The organism is Micromonospora sediminimaris, from assembly GCF_016863575.1.
GTDB lineage: Bacteria > Actinomycetota > Actinomycetes > Mycobacteriales > Micromonosporaceae > Micromonospora > Micromonospora sediminimaris.
This window is the reverse complement of record NZ_BOPD01000032.1, coordinates 1-17,209: the sequence shown is the minus strand read 5'-3', so window position 1 is coordinate 17,209 and position 17,209 is coordinate 1. Positions and strand designations below refer to the sequence as shown.

The window sequence follows — 17,209 nt, the reverse complement described above, 5'->3', positions numbered from 1 at the left end:
CCGACCCGACCCGGAGAGGCACCATGACCCACACTCTGCCCATCGCGCCCTGGCGGCTGTTCGCCGTCGAGGTCCGCGCGGTACGTCGGCTCAGCCCGTCCTTCGTCCGGGTCACCTTCACCGGTCCCGACCTGGACCGCTTCGCCGACAACGGGTACGACCAGCGGATCAAGCTGGCGTTGCCGCTGCCCGGCCAGGCCGGCGTCCACCTTCCACAGGGGCCGGACTGGTACGCGCGGTGGCGGGCCCTGCCGGATCACGAGCGCAACCCGATCCGGACGTACACGGTGCGCGCGGTCCGGCCGTACCTGAGCGAGGTCGACGTCGACCTGGTGCTGCACGGCGACGGTGGACCGGCCACCCGGTGGGCCCGCCGGGTCCGCCCCGGCGACTCGATCGCGATCGTGGGCCCCGACTCGGCGTACGGCGGCGACCACGGCGGGGTCGAGTTCCGGCCCCCGTCGACCGGGCGCCTGCTGCTGGCCGGGGACGAGACGGCGGTGCCGGCGATCAGCGGCATCTGTGAACGGCTACCGCTGGACGCGCGCGGCCGGGTGCTGCTGGAGGTCCCCGAAGCCGGTGACGCACTGCCGCTGATCACGCCGCCCGGTGTCGAGGTGACCTGGCTGCCCCGGGGTTCCGGTGGATACGGCAGCCGCCTCGTCGCCGCCGTCGCCGCGGTCGCCGGAGACCTGCTCGCCGGCGCCGCGCCCGATGAGCGCGGGCCGCAGCTGGTCGACGAGGTGAACGTGGACCACGAGATCCTCTGGGAGGTGCCCGAGGCGCCCCCGACGGCCCCGCTCTACGCCTGGCTGGCCGGAGAGGCCGGCGTCATCCGTACCCTCCGCCGACACCTGGTCTCCGAGCGCGGCCTGGACCGCCGCGCGGTGGCCTTCATGGGCTACTGGCGCCTCGGCCGCCCCGACCCCTCCTGACAGCTTTACCCTGCTGATCATGGGTTAGCGGCGGCTTCGAGATCGACTCTGCCGCCAACCTCATGATCAACGATGCGGGGGCAGGGTCGGGTGGTCAGGGGAGGGGGTGGGAGATGTTGCGGGCGTGGTCGGTGAGGGCGGCGGCGACGACGGTGGCCTCCAGGGGGAGCATTTCGAGGCAGCGGCGTACGGCGGTGGCCATCAGCGCGTTCGGCACCCGCATGGACAGCGTGCAGTGCGGCACCCACCGGCCCGGCCGGTAGTGCTCCACAAGCGTCACCCCGCCCGCGACGAGCAGGTCGTGCACCCGCCGGTGGTGCGCCAGCAGCTCCGAGGTGGGTACCGGACCCAACCACAGCACCCGGCCGACGAACTGACCGGCGTGCTGGAACGACAACCGCAGTGGTGCCGCCACCGTGGTGCCGGCCAGCGCTGCGGTGACCTGCTCCGGATCGAAGCGCGGCGCGACCGCGAGCGAGACGTGGGGCCGGTGCCGCTGCTCCAGCAGGGAGCGCATGCTCTGCACCCCCTCGGCCTCCAGGGCGTCCCACAGCACCCGGATCCGCCGGGTGGCGACGGTGTCCAGGTACAGCTCCAACGCGGCGACCACATGATCACTCTAGGGTGGAGTCCGAGGAACGCGCCGTCCGGGCGGCTCACGGCACGATGACGGCTCGACCTTCAAGCGTGCCGTCCTGCATCATCCGGTACGCGCTCATCGCCTCGTCCAGGCTGAACGTGGTGGTCTTCGGTCGTACCAGCCCGCGCGCACCCAGATCGAGCACCTCCAGCAGCTCGGGGCGGCTGCCCCAGTAGGTGGTCTGGATACTGACCTCGTACGGCACGGAGAAGAAGCCGACCGACAGCGAGCCGCCGCCGAGCCCCACGATGCTCAGGTCACCCACGGTCCGAGCGGCGGCGACGCCCAGCTTCAGCGTGGCATCGGCGCCGACGAAGTCGAGCACCACGTCGGCACCCCGACCGCCGGTGACCCTGCGGATCTCCTCGGCGGTGCCTTCGGCCGATTGCATCGTCACGTCGGCACCGCACTCCTCGGCGAGCCGCAGCGCCTCCTCCCGGGTGTCCACCGCGACGACCCGGGCGGCGGTGGTCGCCTTGAGGACCTGTACGCCGACGTGCCCCAGCCCACCGACGCCGATCACCAGCGCGGTGCTGCCCGGAGGCAGCTTCGGCCAGGACCGGCGAATCGCGTGGTACGGGGTGAGTCCCGCGTCGGTCAGGGGTGCGGCGTCGACCGGATCGAGCCCCTCGGGCAGCGGCAGCACGTGCCGGGCATCCGGCACCAACTCGTACTCGGCCATGCCGCCGTCCAGACCGAGGCCACCACCTCCGCCCGGCACCGGCGCGGCGGCCGGGTTCTCGCAGTAGTTGTCGACACCGACCCGGCATCGGGCGCAGCGACCGCAACCCCACGGCCCGTAGACCGCGACCGGCTGGCCCACCTCCAGCCCGGTCACCCCGGAGCCGAGCCGGTGCACCCAGCCCGCGTTCTCGTGGCCGAGCGTGAACGGCGGATTCCAGGGCAGGCCGCCGGCCTCGAAGTCGTGCATCAGGTGCAGGTCGGAGTGGCAGGCGCCGGCGGCCCCGATCCGCACCACCACCTGGCCCGGGCCGGGTGTCGGTTCGTCGACCTCGACCAGTTCCGGCTCCGTCTTCCAGGCGGGCAGCCGAAGAGCACGCATCCCTGTCTCCCATCGTCGTGACGCCCGAACCGGGGCTCCCCGACGGACGTCGACTCAAACCACCTCGGCGACCGCGCGCCCTCTCCTCCGGCAGTCACCGCCCAGCGGTTGCCGATCGGCCCGTCCGGCGGTCCACTGAACTACATGGGTGTCATCAAGGTGGGCACGTCCTCGTGGGCGGACCGGACGCTTGTGCGTTCCGGCTGGTACCCGCGCCAGGCGAACACCCCGGCCGGTCGGCTGGGCCACTACGCCGAGCGGTTCGGGCTGGTCGAGGTGGACACGTCGTACTACGCGGTGCCCGCGCCGGAGACCGCGCAGGGCTGGGTCGACGCCACACCCGAGGGGTTCACCTTCAACGTCAAGGCGTTCAGCCTCTTCACCGGTCACCCGACCCCGATCGCCACCCTGCCCGCCGATCTGCGACCGACCGGCGGGCCGACCCGGATCCGCCGGCGCGACCTGCCGACGGCCGCGTACGACGAGTTGTGGAGCCGGTTCCGGGCGGCGCTGACGCCGATCGCGGCGGCCGGCCGGCTCGGCGCGGTGCTGTTGCAGTTTCCGCCGTGGCTGGCCCGTGGCGAGGCGGCCCGGCGACGGATCACGGAGCTGGCGTCACGCTGCCGGCCGTGGCGGGTGGCCGTCGAGTTGCGGCACGCCTCCTGGTTCGACGGGACGGCGGCGCTGGAGACGCTGGCCTTCCTACGTGACCAGGAGCTGACCTTCTGCTGCGTGGACATGCCGCAGGGGCATCCGGACTCCGTGCCGCCGATCCCGGTCGCCACCGCCGACCTGGCGATGATCCGGTTCCACGGCCACAGCAGCGCCTGGACCAGCGGCGACAAGGAGGACCGGTTCCGGTACGCCTACGGCGACGAGGAGCTGCGCCGCTGGTCCGAGCTGTTGGTCGACCTCGCCGGGCAGGCCGACGAACTGCACGTGCTGTTCAACAACTGCTGCGCCGGTCAGGCCCAGCGCGACGCGGAACGGCTCGCCGGCCTGCTCGACGGGGCCGACCGGTGGGCCGTACGGTCCTGACCGGACAGTGCGGCGGCACTCACCCGCGCCAGGTCCCCTCCGGGTGCATCCCGGTCGCCTCCTCCAGCGCGTTGTCCGGCAGGTCCCCGTCGACGGCGTCGTCCGGGAAGCTGCGCCGCGACGGCGCGGGGTCCGGCGGTGCCCCGGGCCCGGCCACCGGCGTACGGGTCGGCTCCACCGAGCCGAACCCGTGCCGCCCGGCGGGCCGATCCGTCGTATCACCGGTGAGGGGGCCGGCCGCGCGTCGTTCACCGCGTCGTCCCTCGGGCACGGCGGTCTCCTCGCTGCCCTCGTCCATCGGGGAGTCCGCACCGGCACCCCACGGCGGATCCGCGTCGAAGCCGTCGGTGGTCCCCCAGGGTGCGACACCCTCGGGTGCCCGGTCGTGCCTGTCCCTGTCCGTCATCGCCACCTCGCTGGTCGGTGCCCGGTCGCCGGGTCTACGTGACACCGGCACCCGGCACATGGGTGCGCTGGTGTTCGTGTGGTTCAGCCGTCAGCGGCCGGACATCGTCATCTGTCGGATCGCCTTGGCTGCCGCCATCCCGCCGGCGCCCTTGCCCATCATCTTCGACGCGTGCCCCATGCCACCCACGCGGCCGAGCATGCCGCGTAGGACCTGGCCCGGCTTCTGCTGCTCACCCATGTAGGCGGTGACGACGATCAGGGCGCCGGTCAGTGCCGGAATCGCCCATTGCAGCATCTTCAACTGGCGCTGGCAGGACGCCACGTTCGCCGGGGTCTGCTGGTTCGGCTCGGTGACCCCCTCGACCGACGGCTGCCCGGCCTTGGCCAGCCGCATGCCGAGCAGTCGGCTGTACCCGGTCACCGCCAGGGCGCTCACGGTCAGCGCGGTCTTCACGGTGCTGGCCCGGCCGACACCGGCCTGGGCGGCCATGCGTGGGCTCTCGGTCACCAGCTCGCCGACCGCCCCGGCGAGGTGGGCGCCGATGGCCGCCGCGTTGACCGGCGTCCACCGGTTCCAACCGGTCGACGCCACCGAGAGTCGTTGGGTCGAGTCGCCCATCCGGGCCGCGGCACCGTTGACGCCGAAGGCACCCATCAGGGAGCCGCCGAACCAGGCCGCCAGGCCCAGGTCGTGCATCGAACGCAGTGCGGTGTGGCTGTCAGACATCTGGTCCCCTTCCGCCGTATCGGGCGCAGCGGCTTACCCGCCTTCGGTGGGGCTAATCGCTGCGACCTCGGGCGACGTGCCTGCGACGGTCGGCGTTCAGCGTCGGGCGAGTCGGGTCTCGGCTGCGACCCGGGTCAGCTTCTCCGGGTTGCGCACGTAGTACAGGCCGGCGATGCCCGTCTTCCCGACCCGGACCGCCATCACGCCGTCGAGCTCACCGTCCAGCTGCACGACAAGGGCGGCGCTGCCGTTGAGCGACGTGGCGGCTGCGGTCAGCCGGCCCGGCACCTTGCGGAGACCACCGACGATCATGCGGGCTACCTTGTCCGCGCCGACGATCGGGTTCGGCACGGCCTGCCGCACGCCGCCGCCGTCGGCGACCAGGACGACCTCGGGGGCGAGCACGTCGAGCAGCGCCTGGAGATCGCCGGTCTCGACCGCGCGCTGGAACGACTCCAACGCCGCCCGGGTCTCGCCGGGGGAGACCACGTCGCGGGGACGACGGGCGTTGACGTGCTGGCGGGCCCGGTGCGCGATCTGCCGCACCGCGGCGGGGCTGCGGCCGACCGCGGCGGCGATCTCGTCGTAGCTGACGTCGAACGCGTCGCGCAGTACGAACACGGCCCGTTCAGTCGGCGACAGCGTCTCAAGGACGAGCATCAGCGCCATCGAGACGCTCTCGGCGAGTTCGACGTCGTCAGCCACGTCCGGCGCGGTGAGCAGCGGCTCGGGCAGCCACGACCCCACATACGCCTCCTTGCGGCGGCGCATCGTGCGCAGCCGGTTGAGGGCCTGCCGGGTGGTGATCCGGACCAGGTAGGCACGCTGGTCGCGGACCCGTCCCAGGTCGACGTCGACCCACCGCAGCCAGGTCTCCTGGAGAACGTCCTCGGCGTCGGCGGCCGACCCGAGCAGCTCGTACGCGACGGTGAACAGCAGGTTGCGGTGGGCGACAAAGGTCGCGGTCGCCGGGTCGGTGGCGCGATCACTCACTGTCTCGACCTTTCCTCCGTGCGGGTTCCGGTACCTCCTCGGCAGGTCACGGGGTCTCCTTCGCAGGGTCCGCTCTCAGGACACCGCAGCCCTGGCCGCTGTGCCGTCGAGTGACGCAGGTCATATCGTGCCGGCTGGGTCGTCGGCGCGGCGGTCGCCTCGCGGATCCGCCCCAACAGATCGCATTGACCGGTCCGATTAGGCTCGCCGCATGGCAACTCCGGCACCCGAAGCGGGCTCGGAACACCAACTCGTGTGGGCCCCCGGCGAGGTGATGACCCGCATCGAGCAGGAGGTACGCCCGCAGCCGAGCCTGCCCCGCCGGATCGCGCTGGCGGCGTCGGGCGCGTTCGTTCTCAGCTGGCCACCGACCTTCGTCGTGTTCGCGCTGGCCACCTTCGTCGCGCCGTCGGTGACCGACGAGGCCGGTGTCGGCCGGGTCGCCCTCTGGGCCTTGCAGTTCGCCGGCCTGACCGCGGTCGCGGCGGTGGTCGGCGCGGTGCTGCGACGATCCGCCGAGCCCGAGCTGGACCCGTCGCCCGGACGGATCGCGCTACGGATCGCAGGCCACGCGCTGGTCACCGTGGCCTGCGCCGGGCTGGTGCTGGCCCTGGCCGGGCTCTCCGTGGGTCAGTACGCGACGCTGACGGCCACGCTGGTGGTGGTGCTGCACCTGCTGCCGATGGCCGTGGCCCGGCTGCTGTTCCGGCTTCGCCGACGCGGTTCGGCCAGCCCGTCGGCTTGACCGGCTGTCCGGCGTCCCGGCCCGCCGCTGGGCGGGTCAGCGGGCGGGCAGGGTGGTGACGAAGTCGGCCACCCGTGCGGCCAGCGGCCCGGCGGCACGTACCCAGGTGAAGTGGTCCAGGTCGGTACCGGGCGCGCCGTAGCGCTCACGCTCGACGGGAGCTGCGGTGAGCTTGGCGCAGAGCCGGTCCAGCGTGGGATGCGGGGTGTACTGGTCGCCGTCGACGCTGATCGCCAGCACCGGGGTGCGGATCCGGCGTACCGCCGCCTCCGTGTCCACCCCCTCCAGCTCGGGAAAACGTCCGGTGCGGGCCGTGTGCGCCCAGTCGCGGATCACCCCGCGTGCCTGCCGGCCACCGAAACCCCATCCGGGCCAGACGCCGAGCAACCTGGCGGTGGCCGCGACGCCCTGGGTGTACGGCAGTATCCCGTACCGTCGGGGGCCGGTGAAGTCACGCCAGTAGGGGATGCCGACCGCGATCAGGGCCAGCCCGTCCACCTCGTGCTCGCCGTGCAGGGCCAGGTGCAGCACGGCGGCCTGACCGCCGAGGGAGTGCCCCAGCAGCAGGGTCCGCCGGCCGTCCAGCCGGGGCTTGAGCGCCGCCCGTACCGCTCCGATGTCGGCGGCCAGTTCGGTGTAGCCGTACCGGCAGGTGCGGCTCGGCCGCGGCGTGCTCTCGCCGGTGCCGCGCAGGTCCGCCACGACCACGGCGAGCCCGGCGGCGCGCAGCGCGGCGGCGAACGGTCGGTAGTACCGGGCCCGGACTCCCATCGCCGGCGCGATCAGCACCACCGGAGCGTCGGCCACGCCGACGGGCTCCGGGTAGACCTGGATGCCGAGCCGGGCACCGTCGACCTGGACGAACTCCTGCTGGTACTCCACCACGTTCACGACCACAGGTTACCGGCGGGTAGGTGGCGGCTGGGGGTCGCCCCCGGCGGGACTGCGCCCGCGCCGGGAGGCGACCGGCGGCGTCACCGTGGCTCGCCGCGCAGCATGCCCGGGCCGAAGACCTCGTAGGCGATCCGCTCCACCGGTACGCCGCGACGCAGCAGACCGCTCCGGACCAGGTTCATGAACGGCAGCGGGCCGCACAGGTGCACGTGGGCGTCGGGCGTGAGCGGGATCAGCTCCGGATCGACCCGGCCACCGCTCACCGTGGCGGTGAGATCGCGCGGCGTCGCGTCGCTGGTGTCCTCGTACCACAGCGTGGTGTGCAGGTTGGGCAGCGCGGCATGCAGGCGCGGCAGGTCACCGCGTAGGGCGTGCGTCGCGCCGGCTCGATCGGCGTGCACCAGCACCACCGGTCGTCGTGGTGCGGTGACCGCCAGATGCTCCAGCGCGGCCATTGCCGGGGTCAGCCCGATACCGGCGCTCACCAGCAGCAGCGGCCCGTCTCCGGCCACCGCGCTGACCTCGCCGAAGGGCGGGCTGAGTCGCAGCGTGTCACCGACGCCCACGTGCTCGTGCAGAAAGGTCGAGACCAGGCCGTCGGGTGCGCCGTCGAGCCCGCGTAGCCGCTTGACGGCGATCCGCCAGTCGGCGGCCCCTGGGCGGCCGGTGAGGCTGTACTGCCGGATCTGCTGACCACGACCGCCGTCGAGGTCGACCGCGACCGAGGTGTACTGGCCGGGGATGAACGTGGGCGCGGCCCTGCCGTCCGCGGGTGCCAGGGTGAACGACACCACGTCGCCGGTCTCCTGCCGGCGGGCGGTCACGCGCCACGCCCGCCACACCGACTCGCCCTCGGCCAGCCCGGCGGCCGCGTAGAGCCGGGCCTCCCGGGCGACCAGCTCGCAGGCCAACAGCCAGTAGACCTCGTCCCAGGCGGTGGCGACCGGCGGCGTGACCGCATCGCCGAGCACCTCACCGACGGCAGCGAGCAGGTTGCGACCCACCAGGGTGTACTGGGAGGGGGTGATGCCCAGCGACGCGTGCTTGTGGGCGATCCGGTCCAGAATCGGTCCCCAGGGCACGGCGCTCGCACCGGTCAGGTGCTCGGCGTAGGCGACCACCGCGGCGGCCAGGGCGGCCTGCTGCGCCCCGCTTGCCTGATTGCCCCGGTTGAACAGGTCGAGCAACTCCGGATGAGCCTCGAACATCCGCTGGTAGAACCGACGCGTGATGGCCTCGCCGTGCGCGCGTACCGCGGGCAGGGTCGCCGACACCACCGCTGCTGAGGACTGCGTGAGCACGATGTTCTCCTTCTGGTCCGACCGTTTCGGGCCCCCACACAAAACAGGATTTTCAGATACCTGTTTTAGGGTCGAAGGTCCCGGATCGACGGTCGTGCAGGTCACACCGGGGACTCAGCCGACCGTGGCATCGAGCCGCCACAGCCTAGGGTCGGTACGTGAAGCTCAACAGATCCACCGACATGGCACTACGGATCGCCATGCACGCTGCGGCTACCGGCCGCCGGACGACGGTGGACGAGTTGGCCGAGCGGCTGGCGCTGCCCCGCAACCACGTGGCCAAGGTGGTGCAGCGACTGCAGCGCCTCGGCGTGCTGGTGACCATCCGGGGTCGCTTCGGCGGGGTGGCCTTCGCCGCCGAAGGTGCGGCCTACACCGTCGGGCAGGTGGTCCGGGCGTTCGAGGGCGACGGCGAGGTGGTCGACTGCGAGGCACCGGCCTGTCCACTGCGGTCGGCCTGCCGGCTGCGGGCCGAACTGCGTCGGGCGCAGGAGGCGTTCCTCACCGTTCTCGACGGGGTCAGCCTCGGCGATCTGGTCGACGGGCCGACCGGGCCGGTGCTGCTCGCCCTCGGCCCGACACCCCCGGCATCGTGAGCAACGGGTACCGCCCGTACCTCGCGGGTCCGGGCGGTACCGAGCCGGTCAGGAAACGCTAATCGTGCCGTTCGAGCCGCGTACGCAGGCGACCGAGCGGGCGGCGGTGGTGGCCGCGCCGGAGAGGCACTGGCCCAGTACCTGGTGCCCGGCGGCGTTCGGGTGCCACGACTCCTGACAGGTCTGGAAGTAGCTCACACAGGTGTTGGCGATCCGCTGGATGGCGATCTTGTCCTTGCCGGAGAGGCTGGTCACGAAGGTGCCGTTGGGCGGGCTGTCCATCAGCCGGATCGGGGTGGCCAGGGTGCCGGCCGGGCTGTTCGTGTTCTCGCAGAGCCGGGCGCCGTCGAAGGCCCGCTGCACGTTGAGGTAGACCAGGTCGGCGCTGGCGAACTCGGCGGCCAGGGTGTCCCGGGCGGAGCGCACGATGGTGCCGAGACCCTGTGAGAACCGGTGGCCGGGAGCGAGGCTGGCCCGGTGGATCGGGCAACCGGCCGCGTACCGCTCGGCGCCCAGCGCGCGGAACTTGTCCCGGGTGTCGTCCCGGTTGTCCTCGGAGTGGTACGTGGGGGCCAGGTCCAGCGGCAACGGGTTGGTGTAGTCCTGCAACACCACCCGGTGCTGGCCGTCGGCGTCCACCTCGCGCAGGGTGGTCAGGATCTGGCGTACGGCCGCGGTGGTCTCCGCCGTCGCGGCGGTGATCTGGGCGGCGGTGGCCAGGTCGGCGTCCGTGCACGGCTTCTGCTCCACCGGCCCGTTCAGGTACGCCCAGAACTCCCACCAGCCGGTCCAGGCGTCGGCGATGAACCGGTTGGCGCACTTCTCGGCGACCCCGCCGAAGGTGAACGAGCTGTTGTTCGAGCCGAGCCCGATCAGGACCAGGTCGATGTCGTGGGTCTGGGCGACCGCGCGGAGCTGGTCGAGTTGGGCGGCGACCTGGCGGCCGTTCGTCCGGGCCGACGAGGCGGCGGCGATGTCGTGCGGCTGGCCGCCGGAGCAGGCGAGATTGAACCGGCTCTGGATGCCGGGCAGCGTCGCCTTGTGCAGTGAGGCGTTGGCCGACCGGTGACAGAAGAAGGCGTCGCTGTTGGGTGCTGTCCACCCGGGGAAACTCCGCGCCACGCCGGTCGCGTCGACCACCGGCTGGTAGGAGCCGGCGCCCTCGCCGCTGATGAAGCTGTCGCCGAGAGCCACCGCCGCGGTGGGTGGTGCGGCCGAGGCGGCGGGGGCCGCGACGGCGGTGGAGAGGGTCGCCGCGGTGACGGCCAGGGCCATCGCGGCGGCGGTACGACGCAACGCGGACATCGGCATCCCCATCCGTTCATAGAAATATGAAAGATCCTCTGGTGCGGTGATGAGATCACGCAGGTGTGACGAACGTCAACAGCGGGAAACATCTGTGACGAGCGGGTCCAGCGGGTCAGGGAGGCTCCCGTGGCTGCGTCGAGCACCGCCGCCGGGCATAAGGCCGGCAGCCGGGACGTTGACCGCAGCAGGTCCGCCAGCAGCGGCCCTCGGCGTGCCGGGCGGGTGTCCGCACAGGTTGTCGGGGCGTACGGCTACGCTCGCTGCGGCGTGCCCGCGCCGGGCCGACCGCCGACGGCGCGGGGGAACACATCGCCGAGACCGGGGAGTACGACCAGTTGACCGCAGAGCCTGACACCCTGTATGGGGCCGACGACCTCACACACCTTGAGGGGCTGGACGCCGTCCGCAAGCGGCCCGGCATGTACATCGGCTCCACCGACAGCCGTGGCGTGGGTCACCTCGTCAACGAGATCCTCGACAACTCGACCGACGAGGGCGTCGCCGGCCACGCCACCACCGTCGAGGTCGTCCTGCACGCCGACGGCTCGGTCCAGGTCGACGACAACGGCCGAGGCATCCCCACCGACGTGCACGCCCGCTCCGGCATCTCCGGTGTCGAGCTGGTGCTCACCCGCCTGCACGCCGGCGGCAAGTTCGGCGGCTCCGGCTACAAGACCTCCGGCGGCCTGCACGGCGTGGGCGCCTCGGCGGTCAACGCCCTGTCCCGCCGCTTCGACGTCACCGTCCGCCGGGGCGGCAAGGTGCACACCATGTCGTTCCGGCACGGCGTGCCCGGCATCTTCGACGGCGACGGCCCCGACGCGCCGTTCACCCCCGGCCCCGGGCTCCAGGTCGTCGGCGCCGTCAAGCGTGGCCAGCGCACCGGCACCTCGATCCGTTACTGGCACGACCCCCGCTACTTCGAGACCGGTGCCACGCTCGACCACGACGCGGTGCGGGCCAAACTGCGGCACACCGCCTTCCTGGTCCCCGGCGTCGGCTACACGCTGCGCGACCGCACCACGGAGGAGCCCACCGAGGAGCGCTTCCACTACCCCAACGGCCTCACCGACATGGTGGAGTTCCTGGCACCGGCCGGCGACCGGCCGGTCTCCGGCACCCTGCTGGTCACCGGCGAGGGGACGTACCGGGAGAACGCCGCCGACGCCAACGGCGTCATGCAGTCCAACGTGCAGCGCCGGGCCGAGGTCGAGATCGCCTTCCGCTGGGGCACCGGCTACGAACGCACTGTCGAGTGCTTCACCAACACCATTCGCAACGCCCACGGCGGCACCCACCGCAAGGGCTTCGAGCGGGCGCTGGCGCGTACGCTCGCCGACGCCGTGCGCAACACCCGGGGCCTGCTCAAGGCCAAGGAGGACGCGCCCACGCTGGACGACGTCCTGGAGGGCATGACGGCTGTGGTGCACGTCCGGGTGCCCGAGCCGCAGTTCACCTCGCAGACCAAGGACGAGCTCTCCACCGCCGGCATCACCAAGGTCGTGCAGGGCCTGGTGGAGCAGCACGTCAAGTCCTGGCTGGACGACCGCAAGACGCGCACCGAGGCGCGTACGGTCCTTCAGAAGATCGTCGACGCGTCCCGGGTACGCCTCACCCAGAAGCAGCAGAAGGACGCGGCCCGCCGCAAGACCGCCCTCGAAGGCGCGGCCATGCCCGCCAAGCTCGTCGACTGCCGCGCCTCCGGCATCGACAGGAGTGAGCTGTTCATCGTGGAGGGCGACAGCGCCCTCGGCACCGGTCGACTTGCCCGCTCCGCGGAGTATCAGGCACTTCTGCCGATCCGGGGCAAGATCCTGAACGTGCAGAAGGCCAACCTTCAGCAGGTGCTCGACAACGCCGAGTGCGCGGCGATCGTGCAGGTGCTCGGTGCCGGCTCCGGGCGCACCTTCGACCTGTCCGCGCTGCGTTACGGCCGGGTCCTCATCATGGCCGACGCCGACGTCGACGGCGCACACATCCGGACGCTGCTGATCACCCTCTTCGCCCGGTACATGCGACCGCTGATCGAGGCGGGCCGGCTCTACGCCGCCATGCCGCCGCTACACAAGATCACGACCAAGGGGCGCAACCCGGAGACCGTCTACACCTACACCCAGGCGGAGATGGAGTCGACGGTGCGCCGGTTCGAGAGGGCCGGCAAGCAGATCGTCACCCCGGTGCCCCGGTTCAAAGGCCTCGGCGAGATGGACGCCGACGAGTTGTGGGAGACCACGATGAACCCGGCCACCCGCGCGGTGCGCCGGATCACCCTGGACGATGTCGAGGCCGCCGAGCGGATCCTCGAACTGCTGATGGGGGAGAAGGTCGAGCCGCGCCGCAACTGGCTGATCGACTCCGCCGACCGGGTCGACCGTGACGCCATCGACGCCTGACCACCGCGTCTCTCGGAAGGAAAGCTGAGCCATGGCACGCCGCAAGGAGACGAAGGTCGACCATTCCGCGTTCGACCAGGCCGGCGCGCGGATCATCGACAACCCGCTGACCACGGAGGTGTCCGACTCCTACCTGGAGTACGCCTTCTCGGTCATCCACTCCCGGGCCCTGCCCGACGCGCGCGACGGCCTCAAGCCGGTGCACCGGCGCATCCTCTGGTCGATGTACGAGCAGGGCCACCGCCCGGACCGGGCGCACGTCAAGTCCGCCCGGATCGTCGGCGACTGTTTCGTCGCGGGAACGCTGGTCTCCACACCCGAAGGTCTCAGGGCTATCGAGGACATTGAGATTGGTGACCTCGTGTTGGACGGGGATGGCGCCGCTACTCCGGTCACCCAGGTTTACCGAAATCCCGTGTCGGAACTGGTCCGAGTAACCTGGAGTAATGGTCACACCATGGTCGTCACTCCCGGTCAACGGTTTCGTGTCGTAAATGATGATCTGACCGTTGGCTGGACCGAAGCCCGGGACCTGAAGAATAACCTGACACTGGCTTACGGCGGACGTCGCTGGCAGGACACCATCCCGGGTGGAGACATCTACGACTACGTCCGCGGGCTCGTTGTAGCCGAGGGCTTCCCCGTCGATCGTGCACGAGCCGCAGATGGTCGTGTCCGACTACACATGTGCGACGGAGAGCCGCTCGATGCCGCGCACGGTTGGGCTATAGCCAATGGGTTGAATGCCACTCGCGGCAAGCGCGAGGCAGCCAAGCCGGGCCATCGCGACCAGCACATCATCACGTTCGCCCGGCATCGGGGTCTGCTTGACGCTGCGACGCCGCTCAGCCGTGCCAAGCGGATCCCGGACGACATCATCGAAAACCGCTCCGCCTGGGCACCGTTCCTCGCCGGCTTCTTCGACGGCGACGGCTATGTGCGGAAACGTTTTCGAGAGATCGTCTTTGTGAGCACCAGCGAGACGTTGGTGCGTCAGGTATACGCCATGCTTGCCGATTTGGGAGTGCACGGCCACCACTGGACCAGCAACCGAGCCGGCGACCACCCGCTCTGCGGTCTTGCCGTTACTGGGCGGGACGCCGCTGCCATTGCCGAGTTGCTTCTGCCCTGGGTGCGAATTCCATACAAGAACGACGGGCTTCGGCGGGTAATGGAGATTGGGTACCCATACGGCGGTAAACAGGGTAACGACCGCCTTCCTTGTGGCCCAGTGATGCAGGAGTTTGCCAAGGCGCATCGAGGTGGCGGGTGGTTCCACGAGGTGGGCGGCAAAGCTTTTCGGGCGTCACTGTCGGGTGCTGGAAGCAAGGTGCGTTACGGTAAAGACCGGAATGGTGTGCACCTTTCGGACCGGTCGTTCCCGCTGTGGCGCGCGGAACGCGACGGGTGGGTGCGCAAACTTCGGCGAATCGGCTCACCGCTTGCGAACCGGCTTGAGGCGTTGTCCGGCCGCTCTTTCCTTCGCGTTGCCGCAGTTGAGGCCGTAGCCCCTGCCGCCACCTACGACATCCAGGTTGGAGCCGACGACCACGCGTTCGTCGCCGAGGGCTACATAGTCCACAACTGCATGGGCAAGTACCATCCGCACGGCGACACCGCGATCTACGACGCGATGGTCCGGCTGGCGCAGGACTTCTCGCTCAACGCGCCACTCATCGACGGACATGGAAATTTCGGCAGCCCGGACGATGGACCGGCGGCGGCGAGATACACCGAGGCTCGGATGTCGCGGGAGGCGATGCTGCTCGTCGGTGAGCTGGGCGAGGACACCGTCGACGTCGAGCCCAACTACGACGGCTCACTGACTCAGCCCACCGTGTTGCCGGCCGCCTTTCCGAACCTGCTGGTCAACGGCGCTGCCGGGATCGCGGTCGGGATGGCGACAAACATGATCCCGCACAATCTGGGCGAGGTCGTCGCGGCGGCCCGCTGGCTGATCCGGCACCCGAACGCCACCCTCGACAAGCTGATGGAGTTCGTTCCCGGTCCCGACCTGCCCACCGGCGGCATGCTGCTCGGCCTGGACGAGGTGCGCCGGGCGTACGAGACCGGCCGTGGCGTGGTGCGGATGCGCGGCAAGGTGGAGGTCGGGCCGCTGGAGGGCAGCCGGGGGCGGCAGGCCATCACCGTGGTCGAGTTGCCGTACGGCGTCGGCGCGGAGAAGGTCATCGCCGCCATCACCAACGAGGTGACCAAGACCAAGCGGCTGACCGGGATCGCCGACGTCAAGGACCTCACCGACCGCGAGAGCGGCACCCGGTTGGTCATCGAGTGCAAGGTCGGCGTGAACCCGCAGGCGCTGCTCGCCGACCTCTACCGGTTGACCCCGCTGGAGCAGTCCTTCGGCGTCAACAACCTGGTGCTTGTCGACGGGCAGCCGCGCACCCTGGGGCTCAAGGAGCTGCTTGAGGTGTTCCTGGCCCACCGCTACGAGGTGGTGACCCGGCGCAGCGCGTACCGCAAGCGTAGGCGGGAGGAGCGGCTGCATCTGGTCGACGGCCTGCTGATCGCGCTGCTCGACATCGACAAGGTGGTGAAGCTGATCCGGGGCAGCGAGGATGCCCAGGCGGCCCGGAGCGGCCTGATGCGCCAGTTCAAGCTCTCGGAGATCCAGGCCAACTACATCCTGGACACTCCGCTGCGCCGGTTGACGAAGTACGACCGGCTGGAGCTGGAGGCCGAGCAGCAGAAGCTGCGGGCCGAGATCGCCGAGCTGTCCACCATCCTCGACGACGAGAACGTGCTGAAGAAGGTCGTCTCCGACGAGTTGGCCGCCGTGGTCAAGCAGTTCGCCGCGTCCCGGCGCACGACGCTCGTCGACGGTGACCTCAAGGAGGTGCTGGCCGCGTCCGCGCCGGCCGGGCCGTTGGAGGTGGCCGACGACCCGTGCCAGGTGATCCTGTCGGCGACCGGGTTGGTGGCCCGCACCGCGGCCGAGTCGGAGGAGGCCGCCGAGGGGCGTCGCCGGCACGGTCGGGTCAAGCACGACGCGGTACGCGCCGTGGTGCACTCGACTGCCCGGGGGCGGGTGTTGCTGGTGACCAGTGCCGGCCGGGCGTTCAAGGTGGACGTGCTACCGCTGCCGGTGTTGCCGGAGCAGGCCGGCACGGTGTCGCTGCGGGGCGGGATGTCGGCCGCCGAGCTGGTGCCGCTGGAGCCGGGGGAGACAGTGGTCGGCCTGGCGCCGCTCGGCGCTGCCGCGGAGGGGTCGCCGGGCCTGGCACTCGGTACCCGGCAGGGTGTGGTGAAGGTTTGTGCCCCGGACTGGCCGGTGCGATCCGACGAGTTCGAGGTGATCGGGCTGCGGGACGGCGACGAGGTGGTCGGGGCGACCTGGCTGGTCGACGGCGCCGAGACGCTCGCCTTCCTGACCAGTGCGGCCTCGCTGCTGCGGTTCCCCGCCGGGACCATCCGCCCGCAGGGGCTCAAGGGCGGCGGGATGGCCGGGATCGCCCTGTCGTCCGGGGCGCGGGTGGTGTTCTTCGGCGCGGTCCGCACCGACGATCCGGAGCACGGTGAGCCGATGGTGGTCACCTCGACCGGTGCGACGGTCAAGGTGACGCCGCTGTCGGCGTACCCGGCGAAGGGGCGGGCGACCGCCGGGGTGCGTGCCCATCGGTTCCTCAAGGGTGAGACCGACGTGGTGGTCGGTTGGGTCGGTCCCCGACCGGTGGGCTCGACGGCCAACGGTGAGGCGGTGGAGCTGCCGGCGGCCGACCCGCGCCGCGACGGTTCCGGCTTCGCCGTCATGCTCGGTCCAGCCGTGGTGGGTCACCAGATCGACCGCGAGTAGCTGCCTGCTCCTGGATGCGCGCGTGCCGGAGACCACCGTTCGGCACGCGCGCTTCCATCGACGCCCGTCATTGACGTATGACGTATTACGACGCTACGTTGGGCTTGCTCGCTGGCGGCCCGACGTGTCGACACCACCATCCACAACGTCGGTGCCTGCGACAACGCGCGTCCCTTCCCGACTGCGCGTGGTCCTAGTCGAAGGAGTGGATCAATGATTGGTGAGGTTCGTCCCGCCTCTCCTCCCAGGCGTCGACGACGGTCGGTCGTGGCGGCGGTCGGTGCGGCGGTCCTGGTGGCCGGCGGCCTCGTCGCGGTGAACGCGGCGCCCGCGGCGGCGGCGACCGTCGACCCG

The 17,209-nt window shown here is 71.1% G+C and carries 13 protein-coding genes and 3 pseudogenes; 8 read left to right on the top strand and 8 right to left on the bottom strand.

Annotated features, from left to right (window positions below):
- The first annotated feature begins 23 nt into the window (after positions 1-23).
- A complete protein-coding gene (locus Vse01_RS23380) occupies positions 24-935 on the top strand; it encodes a siderophore-interacting protein (protein WP_093403082.1) in 912 nt (303 codons plus the stop codon).
- Between the two features lie 94 nt (positions 936-1,029).
- Here the strand turns inward: Vse01_RS23380 and Vse01_RS23375 are convergent, their stop codons facing one another.
- Entirely contained in the window at positions 1,030-1,545 is a 516-nt protein-coding gene (locus Vse01_RS23375) for a 2'-5' RNA ligase family protein (protein ID WP_093403084.1), read from the bottom strand.
- A 46-nt stretch (positions 1,546-1,591) separates the two neighbouring features.
- The gene (locus tag Vse01_RS23370; RefSeq protein WP_093403085.1) at positions 1,592-2,638 is read right to left on the bottom strand and encodes an NAD(P)-dependent alcohol dehydrogenase; all 1,047 of its coding nucleotides are present in this window, start codon (positions 2,636-2,638) and stop codon (positions 1,592-1,594) included.
- A 144-nt stretch (positions 2,639-2,782) separates the two neighbouring features.
- Between Vse01_RS23370 and Vse01_RS23365 the strand changes: the two genes are divergently transcribed.
- The gene (locus Vse01_RS23365) at positions 2,783-3,676 is read left to right on the top strand and encodes a DUF72 domain-containing protein (RefSeq protein ID WP_093403233.1); all 894 of its coding nucleotides are present in this window, start codon (positions 2,783-2,785) and stop codon (positions 3,674-3,676) included.
- Positions 3,677-3,695: 19 nt separating this feature from the next.
- On the opposite strand, the gene Vse01_RS23360 is transcribed toward Vse01_RS23365, so the two are convergent.
- From Vse01_RS23360 to Vse01_RS23350, 3 genes are all read right to left on the bottom strand, one after another.
- Positions 3,696-4,082: a hypothetical protein gene (locus Vse01_RS23360; protein WP_093403235.1), complete on the bottom strand. Its 387-nt coding sequence runs from the start codon at positions 4,080-4,082 to the stop codon at positions 3,696-3,698.
- Between the two features lie 90 nt (positions 4,083-4,172).
- A complete protein-coding gene (locus Vse01_RS23355; RefSeq protein ID WP_093403087.1) occupies positions 4,173-4,811 on the bottom strand; it encodes a hypothetical protein in 639 nt (212 codons plus the stop codon).
- A gap of 96 nt (positions 4,812-4,907) precedes the next feature.
- Complete coding sequence (locus tag Vse01_RS23350; RefSeq protein WP_093403088.1) at positions 4,908-5,804, bottom strand: RNA polymerase sigma-70 factor; 897 nt, start codon at positions 5,802-5,804, stop codon at positions 4,908-4,910.
- Between the two features lie 211 nt (positions 5,805-6,015).
- Between Vse01_RS23350 and Vse01_RS23345 the strand changes: the two genes are divergently transcribed.
- The gene (locus Vse01_RS23345; protein WP_139233122.1) at positions 6,016-6,549 is read left to right on the top strand and encodes a hypothetical protein; all 534 of its coding nucleotides are present in this window, start codon (positions 6,016-6,018) and stop codon (positions 6,547-6,549) included.
- A gap of 36 nt (positions 6,550-6,585) precedes the next feature.
- Here Vse01_RS23345 and Vse01_RS23340 read toward each other — a convergent pair whose 3' ends face one another.
- Both Vse01_RS23340 and Vse01_RS23335 read right to left on the bottom strand, forming a co-directional pair.
- Complete coding sequence (locus tag Vse01_RS23340) at positions 6,586-7,431, bottom strand: alpha/beta hydrolase family protein (protein ID WP_373870710.1); 846 nt, start codon at positions 7,429-7,431, stop codon at positions 6,586-6,588.
- Positions 7,432-7,523: 92 nt separating this feature from the next.
- Entirely contained in the window at positions 7,524-8,786 is a 1,263-nt protein-coding gene (locus tag Vse01_RS23335; protein WP_275415528.1) for a globin domain-containing protein, read from the bottom strand.
- Between the two features lie 116 nt (positions 8,787-8,902).
- Here Vse01_RS23335 and Vse01_RS23330 point away from each other — a divergent pair, with 116 nt between their 5' ends.
- Positions 8,903-9,340, top strand: a complete 438-nt coding sequence (locus tag Vse01_RS23330; protein ID WP_093403093.1) for an RrF2 family transcriptional regulator — start codon at positions 8,903-8,905, stop codon at positions 9,338-9,340.
- A gap of 48 nt (positions 9,341-9,388) precedes the next feature.
- Here the strand turns inward: Vse01_RS23330 and Vse01_RS23325 are convergent, their stop codons facing one another.
- Entirely contained in the window at positions 9,389-10,645 is a 1,257-nt protein-coding gene (locus tag Vse01_RS23325; RefSeq protein WP_093403239.1) for an SGNH/GDSL hydrolase family protein, read from the bottom strand.
- 338 nt (positions 10,646-10,983) lie between these two features.
- Here Vse01_RS23325 and Vse01_RS23320 point away from each other — a divergent pair, with 338 nt between their 5' ends.
- From Vse01_RS23320 to Vse01_RS29735, 4 genes and pseudogenes are all read left to right on the top strand, one after another.
- Complete coding sequence (locus Vse01_RS23320) at positions 10,984-13,041, top strand: DNA gyrase/topoisomerase IV subunit B (protein WP_093403094.1); 2,058 nt, start codon at positions 10,984-10,986, stop codon at positions 13,039-13,041.
- A 31-nt stretch (positions 13,042-13,072) separates the two neighbouring features.
- Positions 13,073-13,330: pseudogene (locus Vse01_RS29860) on the top strand (DNA gyrase subunit A); the annotation flags it as partial.
- Positions 13,316-14,080: pseudogene (locus tag Vse01_RS29740) on the top strand (LAGLIDADG family homing endonuclease); the annotation flags it as partial. The pseudogenes Vse01_RS29860 and Vse01_RS29740, both read left to right, overlap by 15 nt.
- Positions 14,081-14,623: 543 nt before the next feature.
- Positions 14,624-16,855, top strand: a pseudogene (locus tag Vse01_RS29735) (DNA gyrase/topoisomerase IV subunit A); the annotation flags it as partial.
- Positions 16,856-17,209 lie beyond the last annotated feature (354 nt).